Origin of the sequence: Paenibacillus sp. E222, from assembly GCF_013401555.1 — a bacterium.
In the GTDB taxonomy this organism is placed as follows: domain Bacteria; phylum Bacillota; class Bacilli; order Paenibacillales; family Paenibacillaceae; genus Paenibacillus.
In genome coordinates, this window is the sequence record NZ_CP058552.1 from 4,169,733 (window position 1) to 4,194,111 (window position 24,379).

Genomic DNA, 24,379 nt, shown 5'->3' on the forward strand with positions numbered 1-24,379 from the left:
GTTGATAGTTTCATATAATTGCGTTATAATTCATTTATGTTTTTAGAAATTAAATTTTGAACAATTAATTGGAGATGTTAATATGGAACAAGAGAAGCAACTGGTTTCCGCACAGCGGACATTTTTTTATACAGGTCAAACGAAGTCTATTGAGTACCGTATTCGTGCTCTTCAGCAATTAAGACAAGGAATTGAGAAATATCAGCAACGTATTCTTGACGCACTCCGTGCGGATCTAAATAAATCTGAAACAGAGGCTTATGGCTCCGAGATTCGAATTGTGTTGGGTGAACTGGATTTTGCATTGGAACACTTGGAGGAATGGGCAACACCAAAACCTGTGCCTACAAATTCTGCTATACCTGATGGTACAAGCCTAATTTATCCAGAACCTTATGGAGTTGCTCTTATTATTGCACCATGGAACTATCCGTTCCAGCTGGCTTTCGGCCCTCTAATTGGAGCCATTGCTGCGGGTAACTGTGCTATTATTAAGCCGTCTGAATTAACTCCAGCCGTATCACGTCTGACTTATAATTTGATTCATGAGATATTTCCTAGTGAGTACCTGGCAGTTATGGAAGGAGAAGTCGAGACCAGTACAGCATTGCTGAAAGAAAAGTTTGATTATATTTTCTTTACAGGCAGTACAGGTGTTGGCCGCATTGTTATGAAGGCAGCTGCTGAGCATTTGACTCCAGTTACGTTAGAACTAGGGGGTAAGAGCCCAGTCATAGTTCATCAGGATGCGGATTTGAAGCTGGCGGCTCAGCGCATTGTTCGTGGTAAATTTCTGAATGCTGGGCAAACCTGTGTCGCTCCTGACTATTTGCTTGTACATGAGGATGTACATGACAAATTAGTGGAATTGATCGGTGCAGAAATTCAGGACAAATTTGGAGACGATGTGTTGCAAAATGCTGATTTTCCGCACATTGTCAACGCACGTAACTTTGATCGTTTAGCGGTGTTACTCCAAGATGGCAAAGCAGTGATTGGTGGACGATCTGAACGTGATCAGCTGCTCATTGAACCAACAGTACTGGGGGAAGTGGATTGGAAATCCCCAGTGATGCAAGAGGAGATCTTTGGTCCAATTCTTCCTGTGTTTAAGTATACTGATCTTAACCCGATGCTAGATGAGATTGTTCGCCGTCCAAAACCACTGGCATTATATCTCTTCACGCAAGATGAAAATCTGCAGAATCAGGTTCTGAATCAAGTATCTTTTGGTGGTGGTTGTATTAATGACACATTGTCTCATATGACATCACATTATCTTCCATTCGGCGGCGTAGGAGAAAGTGGAATGGGTTCTTACCATGGTCAACAGAGTTTTGATGTGTTCTCTCATCATAAGAGCATTCTTAAACGCAGCGAATAGTTGTTAATGTAGAACAATATAAGTAATATGTAGAAAAAAAGAGGTTGTCCCGTTGAACGGGACAACCTCTTTAAGTATCTTATTGTGAAACAGTGAACAATAAGATACATATTAATGAATATCACGGAAAAGGCCAATGACTTTGCCCAGGATGCTAACGTGTTTCAAACGCAATGGTTCAAAAGTCGAATTTTCCGGTTGAAGACGAATATGATCTTTTTCTTTGTAGAACGTTTTTACCGTTGCTTCATCGTCTTCAGTCATGGCTACTACGATGTCGCCGTTATCCGCAGTTTGCTGCTGACGTACGATAACATAGTCTCCGTTAACAATGCCTGCTTCAACCATACTGTCTCCCACGACCGAAAGCATAAATACTTTCTGATCGCCTACATAATGCGTAGGAAGAGGGAAGTAATCTTCGATATTTTCTGTTGCTGTGATTGGAACCCCTGCAGTAACTTTACCCACGACTGGAATGCGAGCAACGCTGTGAGCAAACTGATGTGAATGCTCTGACTCTTCCTGGCTGAGAAGTTCAATGGCTCTTGGTTTGGTTGGGTCGCGTCTAATCAGACCTTTCTTCTCCAAACGATCCAGATGTCCATGTACTGTAGAGCTGGAAGCCAACCCAACGGCCTCACCAATTTCGCGTACGGAAGGAGGATACCCCTTCAACCGGACTTCATTGCGTATAAACTCCAGAATAGCCTGTTGCCTGCTGGATATCTTCGACATACCGTATCAACCCCATTTTAGTAACGTTTGGGAAAATTATAACATAGAACCTCCGTTCGTACAAACATAAGTTCTAAATAAAATGCCATAAAATCAATGTTTTTTTTGCAAATTAAGATGAAAAATTTCTTTTAGTCTAATCAAATACTGCAAATGACAGTTCCCATACAATAGAAGAAAGATAATGGAATGTAGGATGTTACAAAAAAAAGCGAACAATTGTTCTAAAAAGTTATTGTACAAAACAAGTGTTCGTGTTATATTGATTTTAACGGATAGGAACAAACGTTTGGAGGTCGATATTTAATGAGATATTCTACTTATCAAAGCATTTACGAACCGGTGCATTCAGAAGTGGTTGAAACGAACATAAGGAATTTTAAGAAGGTTTTTGCAAAAGGTAATGTCCCAACATGGGTCTTGAAATTAATAATCGTAAGCTTAATTATACTGGTTGGATGCAGTACAGTATTGACAGTGTTTGCTGGTAATGAAAATGATCTGTTGCCTGGCGGGAAGATAGCAGTTTCACAAGGAGATACACTATGGAGTATATCATTGAATCACAAACCGGAAACAATGGATACACGTATATATATAGAAGCAATTAAGAAAGTCAATCAACTTGGATCAACTTCAATACAAGTGGGGCAAGTCTTAATACTGCCTCAATTCACACAATAAAACTGCATATTCACACGCATTAATGCGTGTCAGCTTGACAAGCTGCCCTTATCATGTCAAAGTTAATATGACTTTGTATTTTTGGAGGGGACAAGCTTGGATATAGATAGTCTGGTAGCACGTATTAATGAATTGGCTCGCAAGCAAAAATCTACTGGATTGACAGAGGAAGAGCTCGCTGAACGTGCCAAGCTTAGAGAAATCTATTTGAATAACATTCGAAGCAATTTCAGACAACAACTGGATTCGATTGAAATCGTAGATGATGAGAACGATCAAGGCCACCAAGGCAAACTCAAACATTAAGGAAACCTAATGATATCATTATGATATTTAGGTTTCTTCCTGTTATCTAGAGGTTGCAAATTATAGGGGGAAATGTTGGTTTACTGTTATGTAAGCCGATACAAAGAACATCTAAGGGGGATTCTCATGTCGCGTTCGTTCGAGAGAACGGTTCGGAAAAATTCTAAGCAGTTGAATCAGCAACGTAAAAAAAGCGGTCAACCGATTTCAGGTACACCAGGTGAGGAAGTATTTAAAGGACGCAGCCTTCTGTTTCCTATTTTTCTGATCGGACTAGCATTCCTGTACCTCTTTATGAGTACATTTCTTGTCAAAGCTCCGATGACCACCTGGGACTGGGTGACCATGTTGCTGTATGTATTTTTGGCAGTCATCTTCATGCTCCGTCGTCCTTATGTCAAAATAGGAAGTAACCGGATTTTGACGACAAAAGGGAACCGTGAGCGTTCAATTGGAGTCGACGATATCGTGAAATTCAGATTTGAGCCAGGCACGGTTGTGATTGAGCATAATGCACGAGGTAAGAGATGGGTATTTACCAAACTACTCAATCGTTATGATACCGATGCAATCACTGAGCGTCTTCTGAAATTCGCCAAAGCACATCAAATCACCGTGGAAACATACGAGAAAAAGTAATTTTGCATAAAGGGGAAGATGACCGAAATGGCGTTAAAAGCGATTTTGTTCGACCTGGATGATACTTTGCTGTGGGATGAGCGCAGTGTTCGAGAAGCCTTTCATGAGACTTGCCTGATCGCTGCTCAAGAGACTGGTGTTAAACCCGAAGAACTTGAAGAAGCTGTTCGTAATGAGGCACGTAATCTGTATGAGTCTTATGAAACTTTTTCGTTTACCAAAATGATTGGGATTAACCCGTTTGAAGGTCTTTGGGCTAACTTCACGGGTGGGGATCAGCCGGAATTTCGCCAGTTGGAGCAGCTTGCACCTGCATATCGTAAAGAGTCATGGCGTCGTGGCTTGTTAAAGCTGGGTGTTGATCGTGAAGATCTGGCGGAACAACTCGCCTCACAATTTGGGGCAGAGCGGAGATCAAGACCCCATGTCTATGAAGAAACGATGGAAACGTTGAGTCATCTACAAGGGAAGTTCAAGCTTTTGCTTTTAACCAACGGCTGTCCTGCTTTACAACAAGAGAAGCTTGATGGCGTTCCTGAATTGGCTCCTTTTTTTGACGAAATTATTATCTCGGGTACATTCGGTAAAGGAAAACCTGATCCTTCGATCTTCGAGCACGCATTGAGTAAGCTGGGAGTGCAACCTGAGGAGAGTTTAATGGTTGGAGATAAGCTTACGACTGATATTCGTGGAGCGTTGTCTGCAGGTATTCAATCTGTTTGGATTAACCGTGAGAACAAAGAGAATACCGAATCGTATGTGCCTGACCATCAAATCAAGCATTTATCCGAATTGGAACGAATCATTGCTGAATTCTCAATTAGTGCATCATAAATCGTTTTTTTCTTGTACTGCTCAAACATTGTTAGGTTTTATGAGATGTATTTTATCCATAAAACCTAACAATGTTTTTTTGTTTTGGGACAGCTTGAACTGAACCGTAATTACGAAATATAAAATTTTTTATTAAAAGTTATTGATATTATAGAACTGCTGATTTAGAATATAACTAACATACTAGTACAACTAGTATGCGAAGAAATGCAGCGGATATCTGTGACTTACTCGAATGAAGTGAAACAGGAGTTATTCGCTCTAATTTTGCTTTCTATTGTAAGCGCTTTAAATAATTTAAGAAAGCCACTTAATTCAGTAAAAACAACAGGTAGTGGTTAGTAACAAAATGATGGTAAGCATCTTAACCGATATGTATCTCTAGTGATTGCCAGAATTGATACCGCTTACATTATTGATTTTGTAGTGGGGGTGAAGTTCATCTAAATACTTGTCTTCTACAAAAGGAAGAGATGATAAGACTTGACCGAAAACGCTTTTAGTTTATCAAGCTAAGGATCGGAGTGAAATAATATATGGAGTCTGAAACCGCTAAAACTACACTAACGATGATATCTTTACGTAAAGAAAGCAGGTTAAGAACGGCTGCAGCTCTGCTTCGCAAAGATTGGCAGCTGTACTCGCTGTTAATTCTTCCAATTATCTATCTTATTATTTTCAAATACGGGCCAATGCTTGGTAATGTAATCGCCTTTAGACGATTTGTACCGGGAGGCAGTATTTTTGGAGAGACGTGGGTTGGATTCAGGTATTTTCAGATGTTCATTCAAGATCCAACCTTTTGGAAAGTATTTGGAAACACACTTATGCTCGGTGGACTTGCGTTACTTTTCACCTTCCCAGTTCCGATCATTTTTGCATTGCTGCTGAATGAGGTGAAAAGCAACCGCTTCAAAAAGTTTGTGCAGACCGCATCGTATCTTCCGCACTTCTTGTCCATCGTCATCGTTGCCGGAATGATTCTGCAATTAACGGCAGTTAATGGCTCAATTAACGGAATGGTATCATTTTTTACCGGAGACAGCATTCCTTTCATGCAGCGAGCCGAATGGTTCAGAACAATCTATATCACTTCTGAGGTTTGGCAAGGAATGGGGTGGGGAGCCATTCTATATTTGGCTGCATTGACAACCATTGATGATTCTTTGTATGAGGCTGCGCGGATTGATGGTGCGAACCGTTGGAAGCAGACCCTCCATATAACCATACCGGGTATTCTCCCAACGATCGTTACATTGCTGATTTTGAACATGGGTAATTTCCTTGCGGTTGGATTTGAGAAAATCTTGCTCCTTTACAATCCGCTGATCTACGAGACATCTGACGTGATTTCTACTTATCTGTACCGGGTAGGTTTGCAGTCGAGCAATTTCAGCTATGCTACCGCCATTGGGTTGTTCGAATCCATTATTGGGCTGATCCTGGTATTCTCGGTTAATGCAATTTCACGCAGGCTGACACAACGAAGCTTGTGGTAAAGGAGGAGCAATATGCTGGAGTCAAAATCATACAAAGTATTTAAAGTGTTCAATGCCATCTTTTTGCTGCTTGTGGTGTTCATCACGCTCTATCCGTTTCTGAATGTTGTGGCCCAATCCTTCAGTAGCGAGGCTTATATTAATTCAGGCAAGGTGAGCATTATCCCAAGAGGATTTAATGTTGAAACCTACAAGACGATCTCTCGTGACAGCATGTTCTGGACCAACTATAAAAACACAATTATATATACGGTTGTAGGTACTTTAATTTCCATGTTCATGACGACGATTTTCGCTTATGCCTTGTCCAAGAAAAGATTAATGGGACGAAAGTTTTTGACGATGTTTGCAGTTTTCACGATGTTTTTCAGTGGCGGCTTGATTCCTAACTATGTCTTGATTAACTCTCTAGGCTTCAATAATACGATGTGGGCACTGGTTGTGCCTGGTGCAATCAGCATTTATAACATGTTAATTATGAAATCATTTTTCGAAAACATGCCTGAGGAGCTTGAGGAAGCGGCAGCAATCGACGGTTTGAATACGTACGGCATTTTGTTGCGGATCATTCTACCGCTGAGTAAAGCTGTCATGGCAACGATGGTTCTGTTTTACGCTGTAGGACACTGGAATTCATGGTTTCCCGCATTTCTGTATCTCGACAAAAAGGAACTGTTCCCAGTAACAATCTACTTGCGTAATATGATCGCCGGCGCGACTGGTGGGGCTTCCGCGGGAGCATCAGCAGATAATTTGACTCAGATCGCTGCGAATATTAAATCGGTCACCATGGTACTTACCATTCTTCCTATTCTGACCATCTATCCTTTCGTCCAAAGATATTTTGTAACCGGTATCATGTTGGGATCTGTTAAGCAGTAAAACAGTAATCCTAAAACGATATAGTTCAACATCTTGATTGTAAGCCAATCTAAACCACATGCAGGGGGAGAATTGAATGAAACAGAGACCACGTAAGCTGGTAGGCAAGATGGTATTGGCAACAATGATGAGTGTCGTTCTGGCAGCATGTAGCAGCGGAGCTGGTGGAGACAAAGTCGAACCAGAATCCAAGGGAGCCATGGAATCCTATGGTGTAGGGCAGACCTTTAAAGCCACTGAACCGTTTAATCTATCTATTCTGTACAGTGACCAGCCTGCATACCCGTACAAGAAAGATTGGCTCCTGTTCCAAAAAATCTCGGAAAAAACCGGAGTTACGCTTGATCCTACCATCGTACCGATGAGTGACTATCCCCAGAAAAGATCTCTTTTGATCAGCTCTGGAGATGCTCCACTGGTTATTCCGAAAACCTATCCAGGTGAAGAAGCGGCTTTTGTATCCTCGGGTGCGATTTTGCCAGTGAGTGACTATGTTGATTTGATGCCTAATTTCAAGGATAAAATAGAGAAATGGGGACTTGAGGATGAGCTGGAGGGCCTTCGACAAGAAGATGGGAAATATTATGTACTTCCAGGTTTACACGAAGAGGTATGGCCAGACTATACGCTTATTGTGAGAACTGATATTTTTGAGAAAAATAACATTGCCATTCCGAAGACATGGGATGAATTGTATGAGGCTGCCAAAAAGCTGAAAGAAATTTATCCGGATTCCATTCCATTCTCTGATCGATTCAAGTTCAATAGTACGCTGGGTATTGCAGCTATTGGTTTTGGGACAAAAGCTGGATGGGGATTCGGTAATGGTCTGACATATCAGGCAGACAAGGATGAATTTGTATACACGGCTACAACACCGGAATATAAAGATATGTTAACTTACTTCAACAAGCTTGTATCGGAAGGACTTCTGGATAAGGAAAGCTTCACGCAAGACGATGATCAGGCTACACAAAAATTCGTTTCTGGTAAATCATTCATGATCAATGGTAACTCACAAACGTTAGTACTGCACCGTAATGACATGAATAAAACATTGGGAGAAGGGAATTTCTCCATCGCCAAAATTACGGTCCCTGGTGGTCCAAAAGGCCAACTGATGTCTGGCTCCAGACTTGAAAACGGTGTCATGATTTCCGGGAAAATTAAAGACAGCGAAAACTTTAAAGCAACCATGCAATTTATTGACTGGTTATATTATAGTGATGAAGGTCAGGAATTTGCTAAATGGGGTGTTGAAGGCGAAACCTTCACCAAAAAGGACGGCGTTCGTAAACTGGCAGAAGACGTGAATTATAACGGATTGAATCCGAAGGGCACGAAAGATTTGCGTATAGATTACGGCTTCTCTGGTGGTGTGTTTGCATATGGAGGCACGACAGATTTGCTGCAATCCATGTTTAGTGAGGAAGAACTGAAATTCCAACAAGACATGAAAGATACAAAAGAAGTGATTCCTGCAGAGCCACCAATTCCTTACTCGGATATCGATCGTGAACAAGTCACGCTGCTCAGTACACCACTCAAGGATTTTTCGGATCAAAATACACTTAAATTCATTTTGGGAGAACGCAAACTTACCGAGTTTGATGCATTTGTAAAAGAATTGGAAAGCCAAGGATTGTCTCAATATATGCAGCTTGCCAACGACACGTATAAGAAGTACAAAGAAAACAAGCAACAGTAGTTCTGAATTGAAATTTGCCCATTGCCGTTTCACTGAGGGAATTTTAGTGGAGCGGCAAATTGTGCTAAGATGGATGAATACGGCTGAGAGGAAGAGGTTACGGAATGTCACTTAATCAAAAGATTAGAGGTTCGACCCGGGATTATTCATACAATCTGATAAAGGAACGAATTCTGCACCTTGAACTTGAGCCTGGTACCAAGATTTCCGAGAAGGAAATTGCCGATGAATTGCAAGTAAGCAGAACGCCAGTACGTGAAGCATTCATGAAGCTTGCCGAAGAAGAATTACTGGATATCATTCCACAGAGTGGAACCATCGTGTCCCATATTAATCTGGAGCATGTTGAAGAAGGCAGGTTTATGAGAGAGAAGATGGAGAAGGAAATTGTTACTCTGGCTTGTACTTCTTTTCCGGAAGAATTCAGATTCAGACTTGAAACCAATATTGCCATGCAGGAAGTATGTATAGGAAAAAATAACTTCTATCGGCTTTTTGAACTGGATGAAGAGTTTCATCAAATATTGTTTCAAGGCACAGGAAAAATGAGAAGTTGGAAAATGCTGCAGCAGCTCAATATTCCCTTTAATCGCCTTCGTTTGTTACGCCTGTCTGAAGATTCCGATGCAGAGGTTATTATTTCACAACACAAAGAAATATACCGACTCATCACGGAACGTGAAACCGAGCGAGCTGTTAAGGTTATGGAAGCTCATCTCAGACTCGTTGTTGTTGAACAAGAGAAGATGAAGGCCAAATATCCGCATTATTTTATATAAAACATCAAATGTTGTATACTTTCTCCATATGCAGAAACCCCTGTTCGAAATGAACAGGGGTTTGTTGAGCAAATGATAGAATTTGCTAATTAGGCTTGTTTGATAAACGTTGGATCAGGGTACGGATCTGCGATCCAGCCATCTTTTTCAATGAACAGCCGCACGGCAATGATTTGTTTATTCTCCATCAATGTGAAGAAGTGTGGGGTGTTCTCAGGTACCGAGATAACGTCTCCAGGAGACAATTCTACATTAAAGTAACCTACATCATCTGTAGCTTTGATGACAAAGATTCCTTTGCCGGCTACAATTGCACGGATTTCATCTTCAGCATGAGTGTGAATCTCTTCAAATTTGGCAAGCTTCTCTTCAATATCTGGTGTTTGTTCTGATAACGTTATTACATCCCAGATTTGGTATCCGCGACGTGCAGCCAAGTCTCTGATTTCATAGTCATATGTTTTTAGGACTTCTTCTTTTTGTTCATCTGTGAGTCCAAAGTTGTTTTGCAGATCAGTGTTTAATTTTGACGCGTCCCATTTTTCAAATAAAACATCATATTTGTTTAAGAAATTTCGAACATTTTCGTCTCCAGTGATACGTTCGTTCGTATTTCGGATTACAATTTCAGCCATGTTCTTTCCCTCTTTTCCACTTGGTTTAATCGCTATTATATCGGATTCCTCTATTTTTGTCGATTCACAAATTGATTCGAACTTCAACAAAAACCGCCAGGGGACTGATCAAACCCGATCTTTCACATTAAGTTAGTTTCTGTTAAACTAAGATTTAACGTTTTGCGGAGGTGACGATATTGGATAAGCTTAGCTTACATGATGCATTAAAACAACGAATATTGATCCTCGACGGTGCAATGGGGACAATGATTCAGCAGGTTGAACTCACAGGCGCAGATTTTGGCGGAGAAGACCTGGATGGGTGTAATGAAATGCTTGTACTTACACGTCCAGAGCTGATCCAGCGTATTCATGAGGAATATCTGGAAGCCGGTGCTGACTTGATTGAAACAAATACGTTTGGTGCAACTTCAGTTGTACTTGCTGAATATGACATTCAGGACCGTGCACGTGAAATTAATCTCGAAGCAGCCAGAATTGCAAAAGCGGCCGCGGATCGATTCTCGACACCGGAGTCTCCACGTTATGTGGTCGGCGCTATGGGCCCTACTACCAAAACGCTGTCTGTAACAGGTGGAGTAACGTTCCAAGAACTCATCGACAGTTATTTTGAGCAAGCGCTTGCTTTAATTGAGGGAGGCGTTGATGCGCTGCTGCTTGAAACCTCACAAGATACGCTTAATGTAAAAGCAGGTAGCATTGGAATTCAACAGGCATTCGAGCAAAGTGGTATCAAGCTTCCCTTGATGATCTCAGGAACGATCGAACCGATGGGTACAACCCTCGCTGGTCAGAATATTGAGTCTTTTTATATATCCTTAGAACACCTTAACCCAATTTCAGTGGGACTAAACTGTGCTACAGGTCCGGAATTCATGCGTGACCATATTCGCTCGCTTTCCGGGATGGCTTCAGTTGCGGTAAGTTGTTATCCAAATGCAGGTCTTCCGGATGAGAACGGTAATTACCATGAATCCCCTGATTCGCTTGCTCAGAAAATCGGCGCTTTTGCCGAGCAGGGCTGGTTGAACATTGCGGGTGGCTGCTGTGGGACAACACCTGCACATATTCGGGCAATGCGGGATACACTTGCCAAGTACCCTCCAAGAGAAATGAATGGAACACATCCACCAGCATTGTCGGGAATTGATCCAGTCTACGTTGAACAGGACAATCGCCCTTACATGGTTGGGGAACGTACGAACGTACTTGGATCACGGAAATTCAAGCGTCTTATTGTTGAAGGGAAATATGAAGAAGCTTCGGAAATTGCTCGGGCTCAGGTGAAAAATGGGGCACATGTTGTCGACGTTTGTGTTCAAGACCCGGACCGTGAAGAAGCCGAAGATATGGAGAAATTCCTTGAACTTGTTGTCAAAAAAGTAAAGGTGCCACTTATGATCGATACGACGGATGCAGCCGTTATCGATCTTGCACTGCAATACTCTCAAGGTAAAGCGATAATTAACTCCATTAACCTTGAGGACGGCGAGGAAAAGTTCGAGCTGGTCACTCCGCTCTTGCATAAATATGGCGGTGCTGTCGTTGTCGGAACGATTGATGAACGTGGTCAGGCCATTAGTCGTGAGGACAAGCTGGAGGTAGCCAAGCGATCTTACGATTTGCTGGTGAACAAATATGGGTTAAAAGCAGAAGACCTAATTTTTGACACCCTGGTGTTTCCAGTAGGGACGGGCGATGAACAGTATATCGGTTCCGCCAAAGAAACAATTGAAGGTATTCGTGTCATTAAAGAAGCGATGCCTGAATGTCATACGATACTGGGGATCAGTAACATTTCATTTGGATTGCCTGAAGCAGGGCGTGAAGTGCTGAACTCTGTATTTTTATATGAGTGTACCAAAGCAGGTCTCGATTATGCCATCGTTAATACAGAGAAGCTGGAGCGTTATGCATCCATTCCGGAAGAAGAGCGCAGACTCTCGGAAGAGCTGTTATATAATACGAATGACGAGACACTGGCTGCTTTCGTAGCGGCGTTCCGTAACAAAAAGGTCGAGAAAAAAGAAAAGATTTCGAACCTGTCGTTGGAAGAACGTCTCGCATCCTATGTTGTTGAAGGAAGTAAAGAAGGCTTGCTGCCCGATCTGGAGCAGGCACTGACCAAATATACAGCCCTTGAAGTAATCAATGGACCGCTGATGCGGGGCATGGAAGAAGTAGGGCGACTGTTTAACAATAATGAGTTGATCGTAGCAGAGGTGCTTCAGAGCGCGGAAGTCATGAAGGCTTCGGTAGCTTATTTGGAACAGTTCATGGAGAAGAATGAGACGTCAGTTAAAGGGAAAATTATTCTGGCGACGGTCAAGGGCGATGTACACGACATCGGCAAAAACCTTGTGGAGATCATCCTTTCCAATAACGGTTACCGGATCATTAATTTGGGTATAAAAGTACCACCAGAGCGAATTATCGAGGCGTACAGAGAAGAAAAAGTCGATGCGATCGGTCTATCCGGTCTGTTGGTAAAATCGGCGCAGCAGATGATTCTTACCGCTCAGGACTTGCGTACAGCAGGAATTGATGTACCTATTATGGTTGGTGGAGCGGCATTGACACGCAAATTCACCAAGAATCGTATACGCCCGGAATATAACGGCATGGTTGTATATGCAAAAGATGCGATGGACGGTCTGGATTTGGCCAACAAGCTCATGAACCCAAGCACTCGTGAAGTGATGCAGCTGGAGATGGACGCAGAAAAAGAGGCGGACGCAGCTGGTGCAGAAACCGTTACCTCACTTCCTGAGCTTACACGGGTAGAACGTTCGGATATCGCAATAGACAACCCGGTCCTTGTTCCGCCGGATCTGGAACGACATGTTATGCGAAATTATCCGCTATCACACATCTTACCGTATGTGAACATGCAGATGTTGCTAGGTCACCATCTTGGTTTGCGTGGCTCAGTAGAGCAGTTGCTTGCTTCGGGTGATCAGAAAGCTACTGACCTGAAAGCGGTAGTGGATGATATTATGCAGGAAGCTGTTCGTGACGGGATTATTCAGGCTCATGCGATGTATCGTTTCTTCCCTGCTCAGTCCAGCGGTAACAGCGTCATTATCTATGACCCGGAGGATACAAGCAATATCCTGCATACATTCACGTTCCCTCGTCAAAAAGTTGAACCATACCTCTGCCTGTCCGATTTCTTGAAGCCAGTGGAATCCGGACAAATGGATTACGTTGGTTTCATGGTCGTTACGGCTGGGCACGGTGTACGGGAGTTATCGACAGCTTGGAAGGAGCAAGGTGATTATCTTCGCTCACATGCTCTGCAATCCGTAGCGCTTGAAGTAGCAGAGGGATTAGCTGAGCGGGTTCATCATATGATGAGAGATATCTGGGGATTCCCGGATCCAGCACAGATGACCATGAAGCAGCGTCATGGAGCACGCTATCAGGGAATCAGGGTATCATTCGGATATCCGGCTTGTCCCGATTTGGAAGACCAAGGGCCGCTTTTCAAGTTGTTACAGCCTGAGGATATTGGTGTGGAATTGACTGAAGGTTTCATGATGGAACCTGAAGCATCCGTATCAGCGATGGTATTCAGCCACCCGCAAGCGAAGTATTTTAACGTGGATAAGGCTTAAAAGTAAAAGGTCAGGCAAAGCCCTCCGCATTGTCGGAGGCTTTTTGCTGGCAGCAGAAAGAGGTGCGATCCAGATGGAACTATATTTCCTGGGAACTAACGCTGGTGTACCGACGCTTCAGCGGAATGTAACTTCCATAGGGCTGCGCATGTTGGATGAGCGTAGAGCATTGTGGTTGTTTGACTGCGGGGAAGGAACCCAGCATCAGATTTTAAGTTCTCCGCTTAAATTGAGCAAATTGGAGAAAATATTTATAACCCATTTACATGGAGATCATGTATTTGGACTTCCAGGTCTGCTCTCCAGCAGAGCATATCAGGGTGGTACTACGCCGTTAACGGTGTATGGTCCGCCAGGAACTGAACGAATGATCATGACAACCATGGAGCTGAGTCAATCACGTCTAAACTATGATCTAAGCATTGTAGAGCATACAGGCGGAGTGCTTTTCGAAGACGAGAGCTTCATTGTGGAATCTGCGTTGCTGGAACATCGTATCGACAGTTATGGGTATCGGATTACCGAAAAGGATCGTCCGGGCAGTCTGGATCCTGCAAAACTGGCTGAGTATGGCCTGAAGCCAGGGCCGCTATTTGGTCGCTTGAAGCGGGGAGAAACGATTACCCTCGACAACGGGGACTTCCTTCGCCCAGAAGATGTGTTGGGTGCACCCAAGCGAGGGATGGTCATTACCATCTTGGGAGATACGCGTCCATGTGAAAATGTACAGCCACTTGCACTAAATGCGGATGTTCTTGTGCACGAAGCTACGTTTCTGCATGATTTGGCTGATACGGCTCATGAGTACTATCATAGTACATCGAAGCAAGCGGCTGAGGCGGCAAGAGCGGCAGGTGCAGGACAGCTGATCATGACCCATTTTAGCTCTCGTTACAAAGATGAGGATCAGCTGCAGCCACTTCTGGAAGAAGCACAGTCGATATTCCCGAATACAACACTTGCGATTGAGCACGAGCTTATTCCAGTTGTTCACCGTAAGAGCGAATCCTAATGGTGGATGTGCGAAACAGTACAGCCAAACACGACGGAAGAAGAAGCCGTTAATTGCACGGGACTGAGGGGAAGTTACTCCCGAGGTCCCTTTTGCAATCTGGCCGGAAAGCGTGTAGGATGGGCAATATGAGCAGGGAAATGATTCAAATTATTTTCCGGGAAAGCGCAGGAAATGACAAGCTTGTACAGAAGGCGCGCGGGGCCAGACGTCTGTGTTCGATTCGGTTCGACGTGTTACGTGCAGATGCGAGCTAGCTATTTTCTTGTACTGTATACATAGGTTGGCATTGAAGTTCGAGGCAAATGGTTAATGACATGAAATGTTAATGAAATAAAGAAAGGAAGTGCTGTATATGATTAAGGCCTATCTGATCGACCTGGACGGTACGCTCTATCATGGCAGACATCGTATCGAAGGAGCCGATAAGCTTATTCAGACATTGAATGAACAAGGCATGCCTTATTTGTTTGTGACTAATAATTCTTCGCGTACTCCGCAAGGTGTGGCAGATCATCTGAACGGGATGGGTATCCCTGCCGATGCATCACAGGTATGTACTTCTGCGGTGGCGGCTGCGGAATACGTGGCCCAAGAGTCTCCAGGTGCGAAAGTGGCTTGTATCGGAGAAGAGGGGCTGTTGCAAGCTATAGAAGCTGCAGGGCTTACACTAACGGATGATGAACCTGAATACGTAATACAAGGGATTGATCGTGAATTTTCCTATCATAAATTGACCAAAGCGCTCCGCTGGATCAACGGTGGTTCTAAATCTGTCATGACCAACCCGGACTTGCAACTTCCTTCTGATGATGGACTTACGCCAGGAGCGGGAACGATTGGGGCAGCGATAGAAGCTGCAACCGGAGTTCACCCTACCGTCATTGGCAAACCTTCAAGTATTATTATGAAGTCTGCCATTAGCCGATTGAACTTAAAGTCTGATGAAGTTGCTGTAATCGGAGACAATATGCGTACAGATATTGCGGCAGGAGCTGCGGCAGGATGCGAGACAATGCTGGTTCTTACCGGAATAACGACACGAGACAATATGGATAGTCACATCCAGGCGACCAAGGTTCGTCCTGATCATGTGTTTGAAGATTTGCATAAACTGATTGAGTGGCTGTCGCAGACGACAAGCCAAGCATCCAAGAAGGGGTAGATGTACGATGCCAGAATTGCCGGAAATGGAAAACTACCGGACCTTGCTGTCCGAGAAAATACTCGATTTGCCGATTACAGGTGTGGTGGTTAACCGTGAAAAGTCGATTAATATCGATCCTGATGTGTTCACACGTGAACTGACAGGCAATCGTATCATATTTGTAGAGCGCCGGGCCAAACATCTGATCTTTCACCTGGCTAATGGTAAGCGGCTTGTCCTGCACCTCATGCTGGGTGGAATGATTTTCTGGGGCACAGAAGCTGAACGTCCTGATCGCTCCACTCAAGTGGAAATTCAGTTTGGAGAATATACGTTATTCTTTATCGGGCTCCGTTTAGGATATCTGCATCTGCTTACTTCCAAAGAGACGGAAGAGGCTATGTCTGACCTTGGACCTGAACCTCTTGATCGGCGCATGAATGCAGAACGTTTTGCTGCCCTGTTGAAAGGACGTCGGGGGACACTCAAAACTACACTGGTCAACCAGCACATTATTGCAGGCATCGGAAATTGTTATTCAGATGAGATTGCATTTGCAGCAGGCCTGAGACCAAGCTCCAAGACGCAAAATATTGCCGCTTCGCCTGAACTCACAGCACGTTTGTACCATTCTGTGCAATCCGTGTTGCGGGAAGCTGCATCGGAAGGCGGTTATATGGAAATGCCGCTGATGCAGGGAGACACCAAGACGGGAAGTTTTGACGAGCAGTGTCGAGTGTATGATCGTGAAGGGGAAACTTGCCCTCGTTGTGGGGGAACGATAGCACGCGTGGAAATTACGGGCAAGAAGGCTTTTTTCTGTCCGGATTGCCAGCATGAGGCCTAAAAGCGGAATCGGGGCACATGTCAGCACCAGAGGTGGATTTCTACAGGCAGCCAAACGGGCATATGATATGGGGGCTACGGCATTTCAATATTTTCCGAAGAACCCGCGGAGCCTTGGCTTGAAAGAACTGGACCTCAAAGATGCTGAACAGTGTCGGGATTGGTGTGAGACGCAAGGGATATCTTCCATTGCCCACTCACCCTATCCCACGAATCCGGCTTTGGGCAGAACCCGAGGAGAGGCGGGTTTTCATGCAACCATCGCATCGATACAAAATGATCTGCATATTGCAGATGCCTGTGGTTCAGTAGGGACTGTAGTTCACTTTGGACATCTCAAGAGCAATGAACCACTTGAAGGATATCAGAATCTCATATCCTGTCTGGATACCGCTTTAGCAGATTGGAATGGACAGGCTAAGGTTCTGCTTGAAAATCAGGCTGGAGATCATGGTCCCATGGGGACAACGATGGAAGAATTGATACAGATTCGTAAGCTAAGCCGGTATCCTGAACATATTGCTTTTTGTTTTGACACGTGTCATGCTTTTGCTTCAGGCATGTGGACGTCAGGCAATGAGACATCCATGCTGGAGAAAGGCAGATTGTTGGGATATTGGGATGCTCTTGCGGCTGTTCACTTTAATGATTCGAAATATCCTTCCGGTTCATGCAAGGACAGACATGCACGGATTGGACAGGGTTATATAGGAAAAAAAGCGATGCAGGAACTGTTATGTGCGCCTGAATTTCAGCAAGCAGTAGTTGTGCTGGAAACCGAATCAGGCGAAGATGGAACACACCGTGGAGACATTGAGCTCATGCGTTCCTGGCTTTAAATGGGGAGAGGAGCGATTGTAATGCATGTTTTTTTGGATGATTACCGGGCATGTCCGAAAGGGTTTGTTTTGGCTACCAATGCAGAAGAGTGCCTGATGCTGCTTAGAGAAGGTGATGTGGACATTCTATCTCTGGATTATGAATTGGGTCCAGATTCGCCGAATGGCGGAGAAGTTGCTGCTTCGATCGTCCGGGAAGGTTTGTTTCCACGTCAGATCTATTTGCACACGTCCAGCATGTATGGCAAACGTCAAATGTACGAATTGTTGTACAGCAATAAACCAGACTCTGTCACCGTCCATAATGGTCCGATGTCGGGTGAGGTTATGCTTCGTGTTGCTGCAGGAGAAGAAAGCTGATGAAGCCGATTACGACCAAAATGTTAATGCGTGGAGTATGGGAAGGCATGCCTCAGGCTGTATTTATCTATACCCCGCTGTGCGGAACTTGCGCAGCAGCACGTCGAATGCTTGAGATCGCCGAACATCTGCTGCCCGAAGGGATTCTGACCGAGATGAATATTCACGATATCCCGGAACTTGTTCAGCAGTTTCAGATTTCAAGCGTGCCTGCGGTTATGCTGTTTGATGGAGAACATGATGTGCCCAGAATGGTCTATCGGATGAACTCTGTTGAGCATCTGTTAGGGGAAATCCGAAAGGCGGTGCTAAAATGAGTGTAATCTCGATGGAGCATGTCTCTCTTAGACGGGAAGACAATCAGATTCTGGATGACGTTCATCTGCATGTTAAAAAAGGCGAGCATTGGGTGATTCTTGGGCGCAATGGTTCAGGTAAAACAACGCTGCTGGAAATGATGAATGGATATATGTTTCCCAGTCAGGGGCGCATTGAAGTATTGGGCAACCTTTATGGTCAATGTGACGTGCGGGAGGTACGGAAAGAGATTGGTTATATCAGTCAGACATTGATTGAGAAGCTGACACCTCGAGATCCGGTATGGGAAGTTGTCGCAACAGGAGCTTATGCTTTTTTGCGTTTCTATCAGACGATTCCGGATGATGTGAAAGCCAAAGCGATGAAACTGCTTGATGAAATGGGCTTTGCAAAACTGGCTAATCATCCGCTCGGCACCCTTTCTCAAGGGGAACGCAAAAAAGTAATGCTGGCTCGTTCATTGATGGCAGATCCCAAATTGCTGATTATGGACGAGCCTTGTGCTGGACTTGATTTATATGAACGTGAGAAAATGCTAGCCGAAATTGATCGATTGCGTAAGCGTAATATCACTGTCGTTTATGTAACGCATCACGTTGAAGAGATCGTACCTTTGTTCACACATGTGGCCTTGATCCGCGATGGACGTATTGCTGCGGCAGGTCCCAAACATGAAGTTTTAACACAAGATACAATTAAGCATACGTACGATGTTCCGGTTGATATCCAGTGGGATGATGGACGTCCCTGGATCCGCGTACGTTCTGGAGGGTAACACATTTTGAGTACACAGTCATCTTGGGGTGAAGGAGACTTCTCCCGTTTTATCTGCACAGCCAATCATGGCTTTGCGCCCTATGCTCAGGAGGAATTGCGCCGTACGTTTGGGGCAGTTAAGAGCACGGTACTCGTACCAGGTGAAATTCTGCTTGCCGGTCTTCCGATTGCGGAAGAAGAGGTAGCGATCAAGCTTTTGGAAGAAAGCCCGACGTTTTTACGTCATATTCAACCTGTTCAATTTCAGGAAAATACGGAAGATTCAGCGCAAGCAATGGAAAAATTGATTTCATTTGTGTTGAACCATACGGAGTTAACAGGCACTAAAGTTGCATTGCAGGTTCGTAAAACCGAAGGTGCCTTCTGGCAGGAAAACGCTGCTTCATTGAAACAGCTCTTGACTGAGAAGCTGGATGACCTTGGCTGTGAGTGGGTTGTCCGTGATGCGGATCATGTTATATCTGTCTTCGTTGCGGATGATATGTTATATGCCGGTGTATCCAGACCTGATCAAAATCTGTCGGACTGGAGTGGCGGAGCAGTTCGTTTTCAGAAGGAAGAGGGACAAATCTCTCGGGCCAAATTCAAATTGCTTGAAGCGGAGCAGACATTCGGCATCGACTTTACTTCTTTTCACAAAGCATTGGACATCGGTGCTGCACCAGGTGGATGGACCTCTTTCCTGCTTGAGCGCGGGCTTGAAGTTACAGCTGTTGATCCGGCCAAGATGGATGCAACCCTGCTGGAATCGCCAAAGCTCACCTTTTTGAAAAAAAATGCAGGTGATGTACGTTTCCGTGAAGGAGAATTTGATCTGCTCGTATGTGATATGAGCTGGAGTCCCAAGCTGATGAGCCGTCTTATATCAGACCTGTTTTATAGCCTTCAATCAGGGGGAACAGCAGTTGTGACCGTGAAGTTACTGCATAAGAAGCCGCTTGCGTTGATTAAAGAAGTCATCGATACATTTGAGCGCTCCCGGATGCAGATTCAGCGTTCCAAACAGTTGTTTCACAACCGTGAAGAAATCACGCTATATATGATTAAGTATTAAGATATTAAAGGCATTAAATTTTATGCTTTACAATACCTTATTGCCTATACTATAATGATACCAATATTAACCATAACAAGTTGAGGGAAAGCATCCCGAAGTGAAGAGTCCGGATATCCGGTCTGTTCCACTTCGGTGAAGCTTTCCCTTTTTTGTTATGCATACAAGGAGGAGTCTATATGAGATATCCGGCCAGGCTCGAGCGTGGAAGCCTGCTGGGAGGAAGATATCGTATCGTATCCATTCTCGGTTCGGGTGGAATGAGCCATGTATATGAAGCAGAGGATTTGAAATTACCAGGCAGAACCTGGGCGATCAAAGAAAGCGTGACGGCGATGCCATACGAAGGCAGTATGGAGTCTGAAGCTGCTCTCCTGACATCTCTGAGGCATCCCAGATTGCCGCAAATCGTAGATTTTTTTGTCCCGGATGAGCACGGGTATACCTATCTTGTGATGGAGTACATTGAGGGGTTGACACTTAGTGACTATTTCAAGCAATGTCGCGGGAAGATTCCGCTTGAACATATGACGGAGTTTGTGCTTCAGTTGCTGGATGTATTAAGTTATTTGCACAGTCTGGACCCGCCTGTCATCTACCGGGATTTGAAACCATCCAACATTATGATTACACCGGAACATGAAGTCAGACTAATTGATTTTGGGATAGCGCGGAGTTATAAAGCACAAAGAGTCGATGATACGGTTAAATTGGGAACGGCCGGCTTCGCTGCACCCGAACAATATGGTTCAGGGCAGACGGATGCACGTTCTGACCTGTACGGGCTTGGAGCATTGCTGCTCTATCTCATGACTTGTGGGACATATACGGAATGGATTCAGGGAGTAGAGAGTTCCATTCGCAGTGATGCTCCGCGTACCTATATTCCTGTTGTGAGAAGGCTGTTGCGATTGAATCCGAATGAACGCTTTCAATCGGCTGATGAAGTTCGTAAGGAGCTGCTGCGCAGACCGGGAATAGCGTCTGTAAGTTCAGAAACGACAGTGACGATAAGCGGAGGGACCAGAGTAATCGCTTTGACGGGGGCATCATCTGGAGTTGGAGTTACGCATACGGCCATAGCCATCAGTCACTATCTGGAGCGGCAGAACTTCAAAGTGGCCATAATCGAGATGTCACCACGTTCCCAATCGTTTGCACGGATTCAACAAGTGGCGCATGCAGGTAAACCCGTGCCAGCAGGCAGACAGTTTGCAGTAGATGGTGTACATTACTGGAAACAATCGGGACGTGCAGACATCCTATCTTTATTGGGAGGCAGCTATCAGTTCATTGTGATGGATCTGGGCAGTGGTCAGGATCAGAACCGGCTAGAAGAGTTTCTCAGAGCCGACTTGCCCATTGTTATAGGTTCGGGTGCCGAATGGAGACAAGCGGAGATTGGATCTTTTGTCCGTTCACACAATCGGTACCCAAGAGACAAATGGATCTACTGTCTGCCACTGGCAGCAGCTGACGCCGTTCAGCGCATGCGCAAAACGTTGGACACTTCGAGTGTATATGGATTGCCTTTACATATCGATCCCTTTGATCGTGAACCACAGGTGGATAAGGTTTTTGCTCATATTCTGACTCATATGATTGGGCAGCTTCCTAAGAAACGTTCATTCTTTGCAAGAAAAAGAGTACATGATTAGAAGAGATTGCGAAAGGAGAGCCTCTTTTGTCTAAATTAAGAAAACAAAGCCGTCAACTGATTTATGCTGGGCTGACGGGAGCAGGAGCAATCGGTTTGCTGTTTGGGGCATATGTCATTTACAATGTCAAAACCATGAGTGATACGAGGGCTGAAGTGGAGGCCCGTTATTCATCAGCCTACGAACAAAAAGAAGCTGAATTGATGCAGCAGTGGAACTCAGGGGCACAGGGATGGGTGACAATACGGGATGTTGAAGCAGGAGAGCCGATATTGCCCGAGGATATCAAACTCATAGCCGTTCCAGATGCACAGGCACCAAGGAATCTGTGGTCCAGCTCCAAGCAGATGGATGGTCAAGTGGCGAAAATAGAATTAAAAAAGGGAACTGCCATTACAACTGAAATGGTGTATGAAGATACCCCGGCACCGCCGGATTTAAGAAACCGTGAACTACAGGTTGTGTTATTACCTTCTTCACTTATTAAGGGAGACATCATTGATATTCGTATTCAGTTTCCAACGGGTCAAGACTACATTCTCCTGTCCAAAAAGAAAGTCGAAAGATTAAATGCAGCTACACTATGGATTACGATGACGGAGGAGGAGATCCTGTCCCTTTCAAGTGCAATTGTAGATGCCTATTTACATAAAGCTTCAATCTATGCCTTAACCTACGTAGAACCACAGTTCCAGACACCAGCGATCCCGACATACCCTGCCAACAATGAGGTGTTAAAACTGCTGGAGAGTGATCCTAATCTTGTGCGGCGGGCTGAAGTCGAGTTGGCGCGGCAGGTACGAAGTTCGTTAGAAAGCTCACTCGCCGCATCCATCTCAGCGCCCTCCCAAGGTGTGGAGCAGGACGTTGCGCAGTCCTCCGTTTCATATAATAGTCGCCCTGGAGCGAATAACTCTTCATCTACTGATGGGGTCATCTGGAATGACGGTTCAGGTAACGGTGGAGCGACTGGAAGTGGCAGCAATGATTCTTCTGCGTCAGCTTCGAGTACGGATGAGCAGAAAAGCTTGCTGACGGGCGGGGAGTAAAACGCAGGAAGAACAATTAATATTCATTTAACAACGTATAAAAGTAACATGAAGGAGCTTTGATAGCTATGCAAACATGGATTTTTGCCGGGTTATGCGAGAAGAATGACCTGATGCTGTACCTTTGCAAAATACTAGCCTCCTCCGGTAAACGTGTCTTGCTTGTTGATGGAACATTACAACAGAAATATGGATACGGCGTTGGGGAAAGTCAGCAATCTCTGCGTATTACAGAATTTGAAGGTTTTGATATCGCATGTCAGTTCGTAACTTCAACAGCGGTTGAGAGTCATCTTGAAGCGAATGGCGAGAAATTGGAGAGTTATGATTACGTTCTTTACGACATGGAAACATCGCACTTTGCATCACGTGAACTATGGCTCATGGCAGATACTCGTGTCTGGGTCAGTGACTATGAACGTTACAATCTAGAACGGGGCAAAGGGTGGCTCAAGCGTTTGCTTGAGGAGCAGTCCCTGCCAGCAGAACTACCATTTCAGCGCATTTTGATTAATGCCGTTGATTGCAAACTGGAAGCTCGATATTTGTGGGCGTATCTGGAAGACAGCCCATTTGTATGGACAGGAGAATCGCTGATATTGCCTTGGGATGAACTGACTGCAGCAGTCAAACTGGAAAACGAGCATCATCGTCGTATTCGCCTGGGGCCATTGTCACGGAACTATAAAAGATCGCTATGCAGGTTAGTGGAGCAGTTGACCGGATGGGAAAATGTCCAGAGTCGCAGGGCCATTAAAGAAGCTGAAAGGATGAGGGCATGAGCAGCATTACGTTTTGGAGTCCTTTTGCAGGAACAGGCAGCACCTCAAGTGCGCTAATCAGCGCCTATGCGATGGCACTACAATATAGGACAAGAATTTTACTTGTAAATACAGGTCCAGTCGGGAGCAGCACAGAAGCTGCCCTTCCACCTAAAGAAATAGAGGACACGGGATCAGCATTCACGTTTGAGGAAGGGGGTTGGGATGCTGTGGAACGGCTGCATACCAGCGGGAGTCTGAACAAGCATAATTTGAGGGACTACACCAAGCCGCTCCTCAAAGATCGTCTGGATTTGTTGACTGGCAGGATTAACAGGCTGGAGCGTTCCTCAGAAGAGCATGTAGAGACATTAAAAACGCTGCTGCACGTAGCCAATGAATATTATGATCTAGTTCTACTGGATGCAGACCGTGCAGGTATACGTGACCAGGTTCTGCTGGATCAAGCCGACTATGTTGTGGTGAACCTAAATCAAAATATGAGGGATCTGGAGTATTTTTTTGAAAAGATCAGACCCGAAAGCCTGGGGGATCAGAAGCTGCATGTCGTACTGAATAAGTATGACCCACATTCACGCGCAACCATTACCAATATTCGTCGGCGTTTTCGATACAAAGGATCGATATCGGTGTTGCCGTATACCACCGGATTTCTGGATGCCTTCAATCGTCGTGATGCGGCAGCGTACTTGCAATTGGAAGGTCTGAGCAACAATAAAGATATGCGTAAAGGGAGCTTTGCCGCAAGTATGGCTGAACTTGCTCGCCTCATTATGGACGGGGCGGGGATGCGAACCGTACTAAAGAGGTTGGAAAGGGGAGCCTGAAC

At 44.7% G+C, this 24,379-nt stretch carries 25 protein-coding genes; 23 read left to right on the forward strand and 2 right to left on the reverse strand.

The features are described from left to right. Positions 1 to 82: 82 nt before the first annotated feature. Positions 83 to 1,384 carry an aldehyde dehydrogenase gene (locus HW560_RS18890; protein WP_179264228.1) on the forward strand — a complete coding sequence of 434 codons (1,302 nt, stop codon included), beginning with the start codon at positions 83 to 85 and terminating at the stop codon, positions 1,382 to 1,384. A 111-nt stretch (positions 1,385 to 1,495) separates the two neighbouring features. On the opposite strand, the gene lexA is transcribed toward HW560_RS18890, so the two are convergent. After that, entirely contained in the window at positions 1,496 to 2,122 is a 627-nt protein-coding gene (lexA, locus tag HW560_RS18895; protein ID WP_090899937.1) for a transcriptional repressor LexA, read from the reverse strand. Positions 2,123 to 2,428: 306 nt separating this feature from the next. Here lexA and HW560_RS18900 point away from each other — a divergent pair, with 306 nt between their 5' ends. The 8 genes from HW560_RS18900 to HW560_RS18935 all read left to right on the forward strand — a co-directional run bounded on the left by HW560_RS18900 (position 2,429) and on the right by HW560_RS18935 (position 9,453). Next, positions 2,429 to 2,806, forward strand: coding sequence for a LysM peptidoglycan-binding domain-containing protein (locus HW560_RS18900; protein WP_090899935.1), 378 nt, complete (start codon positions 2,429 to 2,431; stop codon positions 2,804 to 2,806). A gap of 96 nt (positions 2,807 to 2,902) precedes the next feature. Further along, positions 2,903 to 3,112 (forward strand): DUF896 domain-containing protein, encoded by a 210-nt coding sequence (locus HW560_RS18905; protein ID WP_062325454.1) that lies wholly within the window; start codon positions 2,903 to 2,905, stop codon positions 3,110 to 3,112. A gap of 126 nt (positions 3,113 to 3,238) precedes the next feature. Further along, on the forward strand, positions 3,239 to 3,751 hold the full coding sequence (locus HW560_RS18910) for a hypothetical protein (RefSeq protein WP_090899932.1): 513 nt from the start codon (positions 3,239 to 3,241) through the stop codon (positions 3,749 to 3,751). A 27-nt stretch (positions 3,752 to 3,778) separates the two neighbouring features. Further along, positions 3,779 to 4,585: an HAD family hydrolase gene (locus tag HW560_RS18915; RefSeq protein WP_090899929.1), complete on the forward strand. Its 807-nt coding sequence runs from the start codon at positions 3,779 to 3,781 to the stop codon at positions 4,583 to 4,585. Between the two features lie 569 nt (positions 4,586 to 5,154). After that, a complete protein-coding gene (locus HW560_RS18920; RefSeq protein ID WP_257032032.1) occupies positions 5,155 to 6,084 on the forward strand; it encodes an ABC transporter permease in 930 nt (309 codons plus the stop codon). 12 nt (positions 6,085 to 6,096) lie between these two features. Next, a complete protein-coding gene (locus tag HW560_RS18925) occupies positions 6,097 to 6,966 on the forward strand; it encodes a carbohydrate ABC transporter permease (protein WP_062325447.1) in 870 nt (289 codons plus the stop codon). A 76-nt stretch (positions 6,967 to 7,042) separates the two neighbouring features. Further along, positions 7,043 to 8,674, forward strand: coding sequence for an ABC transporter substrate-binding protein (locus tag HW560_RS18930; protein WP_179264232.1), 1,632 nt, complete (start codon positions 7,043 to 7,045; stop codon positions 8,672 to 8,674). Positions 8,675 to 8,778: 104 nt separating this feature from the next. Then, entirely contained in the window at positions 8,779 to 9,453 is a 675-nt protein-coding gene (locus tag HW560_RS18935) for a GntR family transcriptional regulator (RefSeq protein WP_090899923.1), read from the forward strand. Positions 9,454 to 9,542: 89 nt separating this feature from the next. Here HW560_RS18935 and HW560_RS18940 read toward each other — a convergent pair whose 3' ends face one another. Continuing rightward, the gene (locus HW560_RS18940) at positions 9,543 to 10,088 is read right to left on the reverse strand and encodes a cupin domain-containing protein (RefSeq protein ID WP_090899920.1); all 546 of its coding nucleotides are present in this window, start codon (positions 10,086 to 10,088) and stop codon (positions 9,543 to 9,545) included. A 179-nt stretch (positions 10,089 to 10,267) separates the two neighbouring features. Between HW560_RS18940 and metH the strand changes: the two genes are divergently transcribed. From metH to HW560_RS19005, 14 genes are all read left to right on the forward strand, one after another. Beyond that, entirely contained in the window at positions 10,268 to 13,708 is a 3,441-nt protein-coding gene (gene metH / locus HW560_RS18945) for a methionine synthase (RefSeq protein WP_090899918.1), read from the forward strand. 73 nt (positions 13,709 to 13,781) lie between these two features. Further along, positions 13,782 to 14,720 carry a ribonuclease Z gene (gene rnz / locus HW560_RS18950; RefSeq protein ID WP_179264234.1) on the forward strand — a complete coding sequence of 313 codons (939 nt, stop codon included), beginning with the start codon at positions 13,782 to 13,784 and terminating at the stop codon, positions 14,718 to 14,720. Positions 14,721 to 14,848: 128 nt separating this feature from the next. Then, a complete protein-coding gene (locus tag HW560_RS33965; protein ID WP_257031370.1) occupies positions 14,849 to 14,977 on the forward strand; it encodes a hypothetical protein in 129 nt (42 codons plus the stop codon). A gap of 98 nt (positions 14,978 to 15,075) precedes the next feature. Continuing rightward, positions 15,076 to 15,885 carry a TIGR01457 family HAD-type hydrolase gene (locus tag HW560_RS18955; protein ID WP_090899914.1) on the forward strand — a complete coding sequence of 270 codons (810 nt, stop codon included), beginning with the start codon at positions 15,076 to 15,078 and terminating at the stop codon, positions 15,883 to 15,885. Positions 15,886 to 15,892: 7 nt separating this feature from the next. Next, positions 15,893 to 16,714, forward strand: a complete 822-nt coding sequence (locus tag HW560_RS18960; RefSeq protein ID WP_090899911.1) for an Fpg/Nei family DNA glycosylase — start codon at positions 15,893 to 15,895, stop codon at positions 16,712 to 16,714. Next, a complete protein-coding gene (locus HW560_RS18965; protein WP_090899908.1) occupies positions 16,704 to 17,552 on the forward strand; it encodes a deoxyribonuclease IV in 849 nt (282 codons plus the stop codon). Before HW560_RS18960 ends, HW560_RS18965 begins: the two co-directional genes overlap by 11 nt. A 21-nt stretch (positions 17,553 to 17,573) precedes the next feature. Next, positions 17,574 to 17,912 (forward strand): cyclic-phosphate processing receiver domain-containing protein, encoded by a 339-nt coding sequence (locus HW560_RS18970; protein WP_179264236.1) that lies wholly within the window; start codon positions 17,574 to 17,576, stop codon positions 17,910 to 17,912. Then, positions 17,912 to 18,229 (forward strand): thioredoxin family protein, encoded by a 318-nt coding sequence (locus HW560_RS18975; RefSeq protein ID WP_053780884.1) that lies wholly within the window; start codon positions 17,912 to 17,914, stop codon positions 18,227 to 18,229. The genes HW560_RS18970 and HW560_RS18975 overlap by 1 nt, the downstream gene beginning before the upstream one ends. Continuing rightward, on the forward strand, positions 18,226 to 19,005 hold the full coding sequence (locus HW560_RS18980; RefSeq protein ID WP_179264238.1) for an ABC transporter ATP-binding protein: 780 nt from the start codon (positions 18,226 to 18,228) through the stop codon (positions 19,003 to 19,005). Before HW560_RS18975 ends, HW560_RS18980 begins: the two co-directional genes overlap by 4 nt. A gap of 6 nt (positions 19,006 to 19,011) precedes the next feature. Further along, the gene (locus tag HW560_RS18985; protein ID WP_179264240.1) at positions 19,012 to 20,061 is read left to right on the forward strand and encodes an SAM-dependent methyltransferase; all 1,050 of its coding nucleotides are present in this window, start codon (positions 19,012 to 19,014) and stop codon (positions 20,059 to 20,061) included. 179 nt (positions 20,062 to 20,240) lie between these two features. After that, positions 20,241 to 21,719, forward strand: coding sequence for a serine/threonine protein kinase (locus HW560_RS18990; RefSeq protein WP_179264242.1), 1,479 nt, complete (start codon positions 20,241 to 20,243; stop codon positions 21,717 to 21,719). Positions 21,720 to 21,745: 26 nt separating this feature from the next. Next, complete coding sequence (locus HW560_RS18995; RefSeq protein WP_090899893.1) at positions 21,746 to 22,768, forward strand: SAF domain-containing protein; 1,023 nt, start codon at positions 21,746 to 21,748, stop codon at positions 22,766 to 22,768. A gap of 68 nt (positions 22,769 to 22,836) precedes the next feature. After that, positions 22,837 to 23,550 (forward strand): hypothetical protein, encoded by a 714-nt coding sequence (locus tag HW560_RS19000; RefSeq protein ID WP_090899889.1) that lies wholly within the window; start codon positions 22,837 to 22,839, stop codon positions 23,548 to 23,550. Next, positions 23,547 to 24,377, forward strand: coding sequence for a CpaE/TadZ family protein (locus HW560_RS19005; RefSeq protein ID WP_090899886.1), 831 nt, complete (start codon positions 23,547 to 23,549; stop codon positions 24,375 to 24,377). The genes HW560_RS19000 and HW560_RS19005 overlap by 4 nt, the downstream gene beginning before the upstream one ends. The last annotated feature ends 2 nt before the right edge of the window (positions 24,378 to 24,379 follow it).

Bases quoted from the DNA above. Each gene is read 5' to 3' on its own strand.
- HW560_RS18890 (WP_179264228.1), top strand. From the start codon at position 83: ATGGAACAAGAGAAGCAACTGGTTTCCGCACAGCGGACATTTTTTTAT.
- lexA (WP_090899937.1), bottom strand. From the start codon at position 2,122: ATGTCGAAGATATCCAGCAGGCAACAGGCTATTCTGGAGTTTATACGC.
- HW560_RS18900 (WP_090899935.1), top strand. From the start codon at position 2,429: ATGAGATATTCTACTTATCAAAGCATTTACGAACCGGTGCATTCAGAA.
- HW560_RS18910 (WP_090899932.1), top strand. From the start codon at position 3,239: ATGTCGCGTTCGTTCGAGAGAACGGTTCGGAAAAATTCTAAGCAGTTG.
- HW560_RS18915 (WP_090899929.1), top strand. From the start codon at position 3,779: ATGGCGTTAAAAGCGATTTTGTTCGACCTGGATGATACTTTGCTGTGG.
- HW560_RS18920 (WP_257032032.1), top strand. From the start codon at position 5,155: ATGATATCTTTACGTAAAGAAAGCAGGTTAAGAACGGCTGCAGCTCTG.
- HW560_RS18925 (WP_062325447.1), top strand. From the start codon at position 6,097: ATGCTGGAGTCAAAATCATACAAAGTATTTAAAGTGTTCAATGCCATC.
- HW560_RS18930 (WP_179264232.1), top strand. From the start codon at position 7,043: ATGAAACAGAGACCACGTAAGCTGGTAGGCAAGATGGTATTGGCAACA.
- HW560_RS18935 (WP_090899923.1), top strand. From the start codon at position 8,779: ATGTCACTTAATCAAAAGATTAGAGGTTCGACCCGGGATTATTCATAC.
- HW560_RS18940 (WP_090899920.1), bottom strand. From the start codon at position 10,088: ATGGCTGAAATTGTAATCCGAAATACGAACGAACGTATCACTGGAGAC.
- rnz (WP_179264234.1), top strand. From the start codon at position 13,782: ATGGAACTATATTTCCTGGGAACTAACGCTGGTGTACCGACGCTTCAG.
- HW560_RS33965 (WP_257031370.1), top strand. From the start codon at position 14,849: ATGAGCAGGGAAATGATTCAAATTATTTTCCGGGAAAGCGCAGGAAAT.
- HW560_RS18955 (WP_090899914.1), top strand. From the start codon at position 15,076: ATGATTAAGGCCTATCTGATCGACCTGGACGGTACGCTCTATCATGGC.
- HW560_RS18960 (WP_090899911.1), top strand. From the start codon at position 15,893: ATGCCAGAATTGCCGGAAATGGAAAACTACCGGACCTTGCTGTCCGAG.
- HW560_RS18965 (WP_090899908.1), top strand. From the start codon at position 16,704: ATGAGGCCTAAAAGCGGAATCGGGGCACATGTCAGCACCAGAGGTGGA.
- HW560_RS18970 (WP_179264236.1), top strand. From the start codon at position 17,574: ATGCATGTTTTTTTGGATGATTACCGGGCATGTCCGAAAGGGTTTGTT.
- HW560_RS18975 (WP_053780884.1), top strand. From the start codon at position 17,912: ATGAAGCCGATTACGACCAAAATGTTAATGCGTGGAGTATGGGAAGGC.
- HW560_RS18980 (WP_179264238.1), top strand. From the start codon at position 18,226: ATGAGTGTAATCTCGATGGAGCATGTCTCTCTTAGACGGGAAGACAAT.
- HW560_RS18990 (WP_179264242.1), top strand. From the start codon at position 20,241: ATGAGATATCCGGCCAGGCTCGAGCGTGGAAGCCTGCTGGGAGGAAGA.
- HW560_RS19000 (WP_090899889.1), top strand. From the start codon at position 22,837: ATGCAAACATGGATTTTTGCCGGGTTATGCGAGAAGAATGACCTGATG.
- HW560_RS19005 (WP_090899886.1), top strand. From the start codon at position 23,547: ATGAGCAGCATTACGTTTTGGAGTCCTTTTGCAGGAACAGGCAGCACC.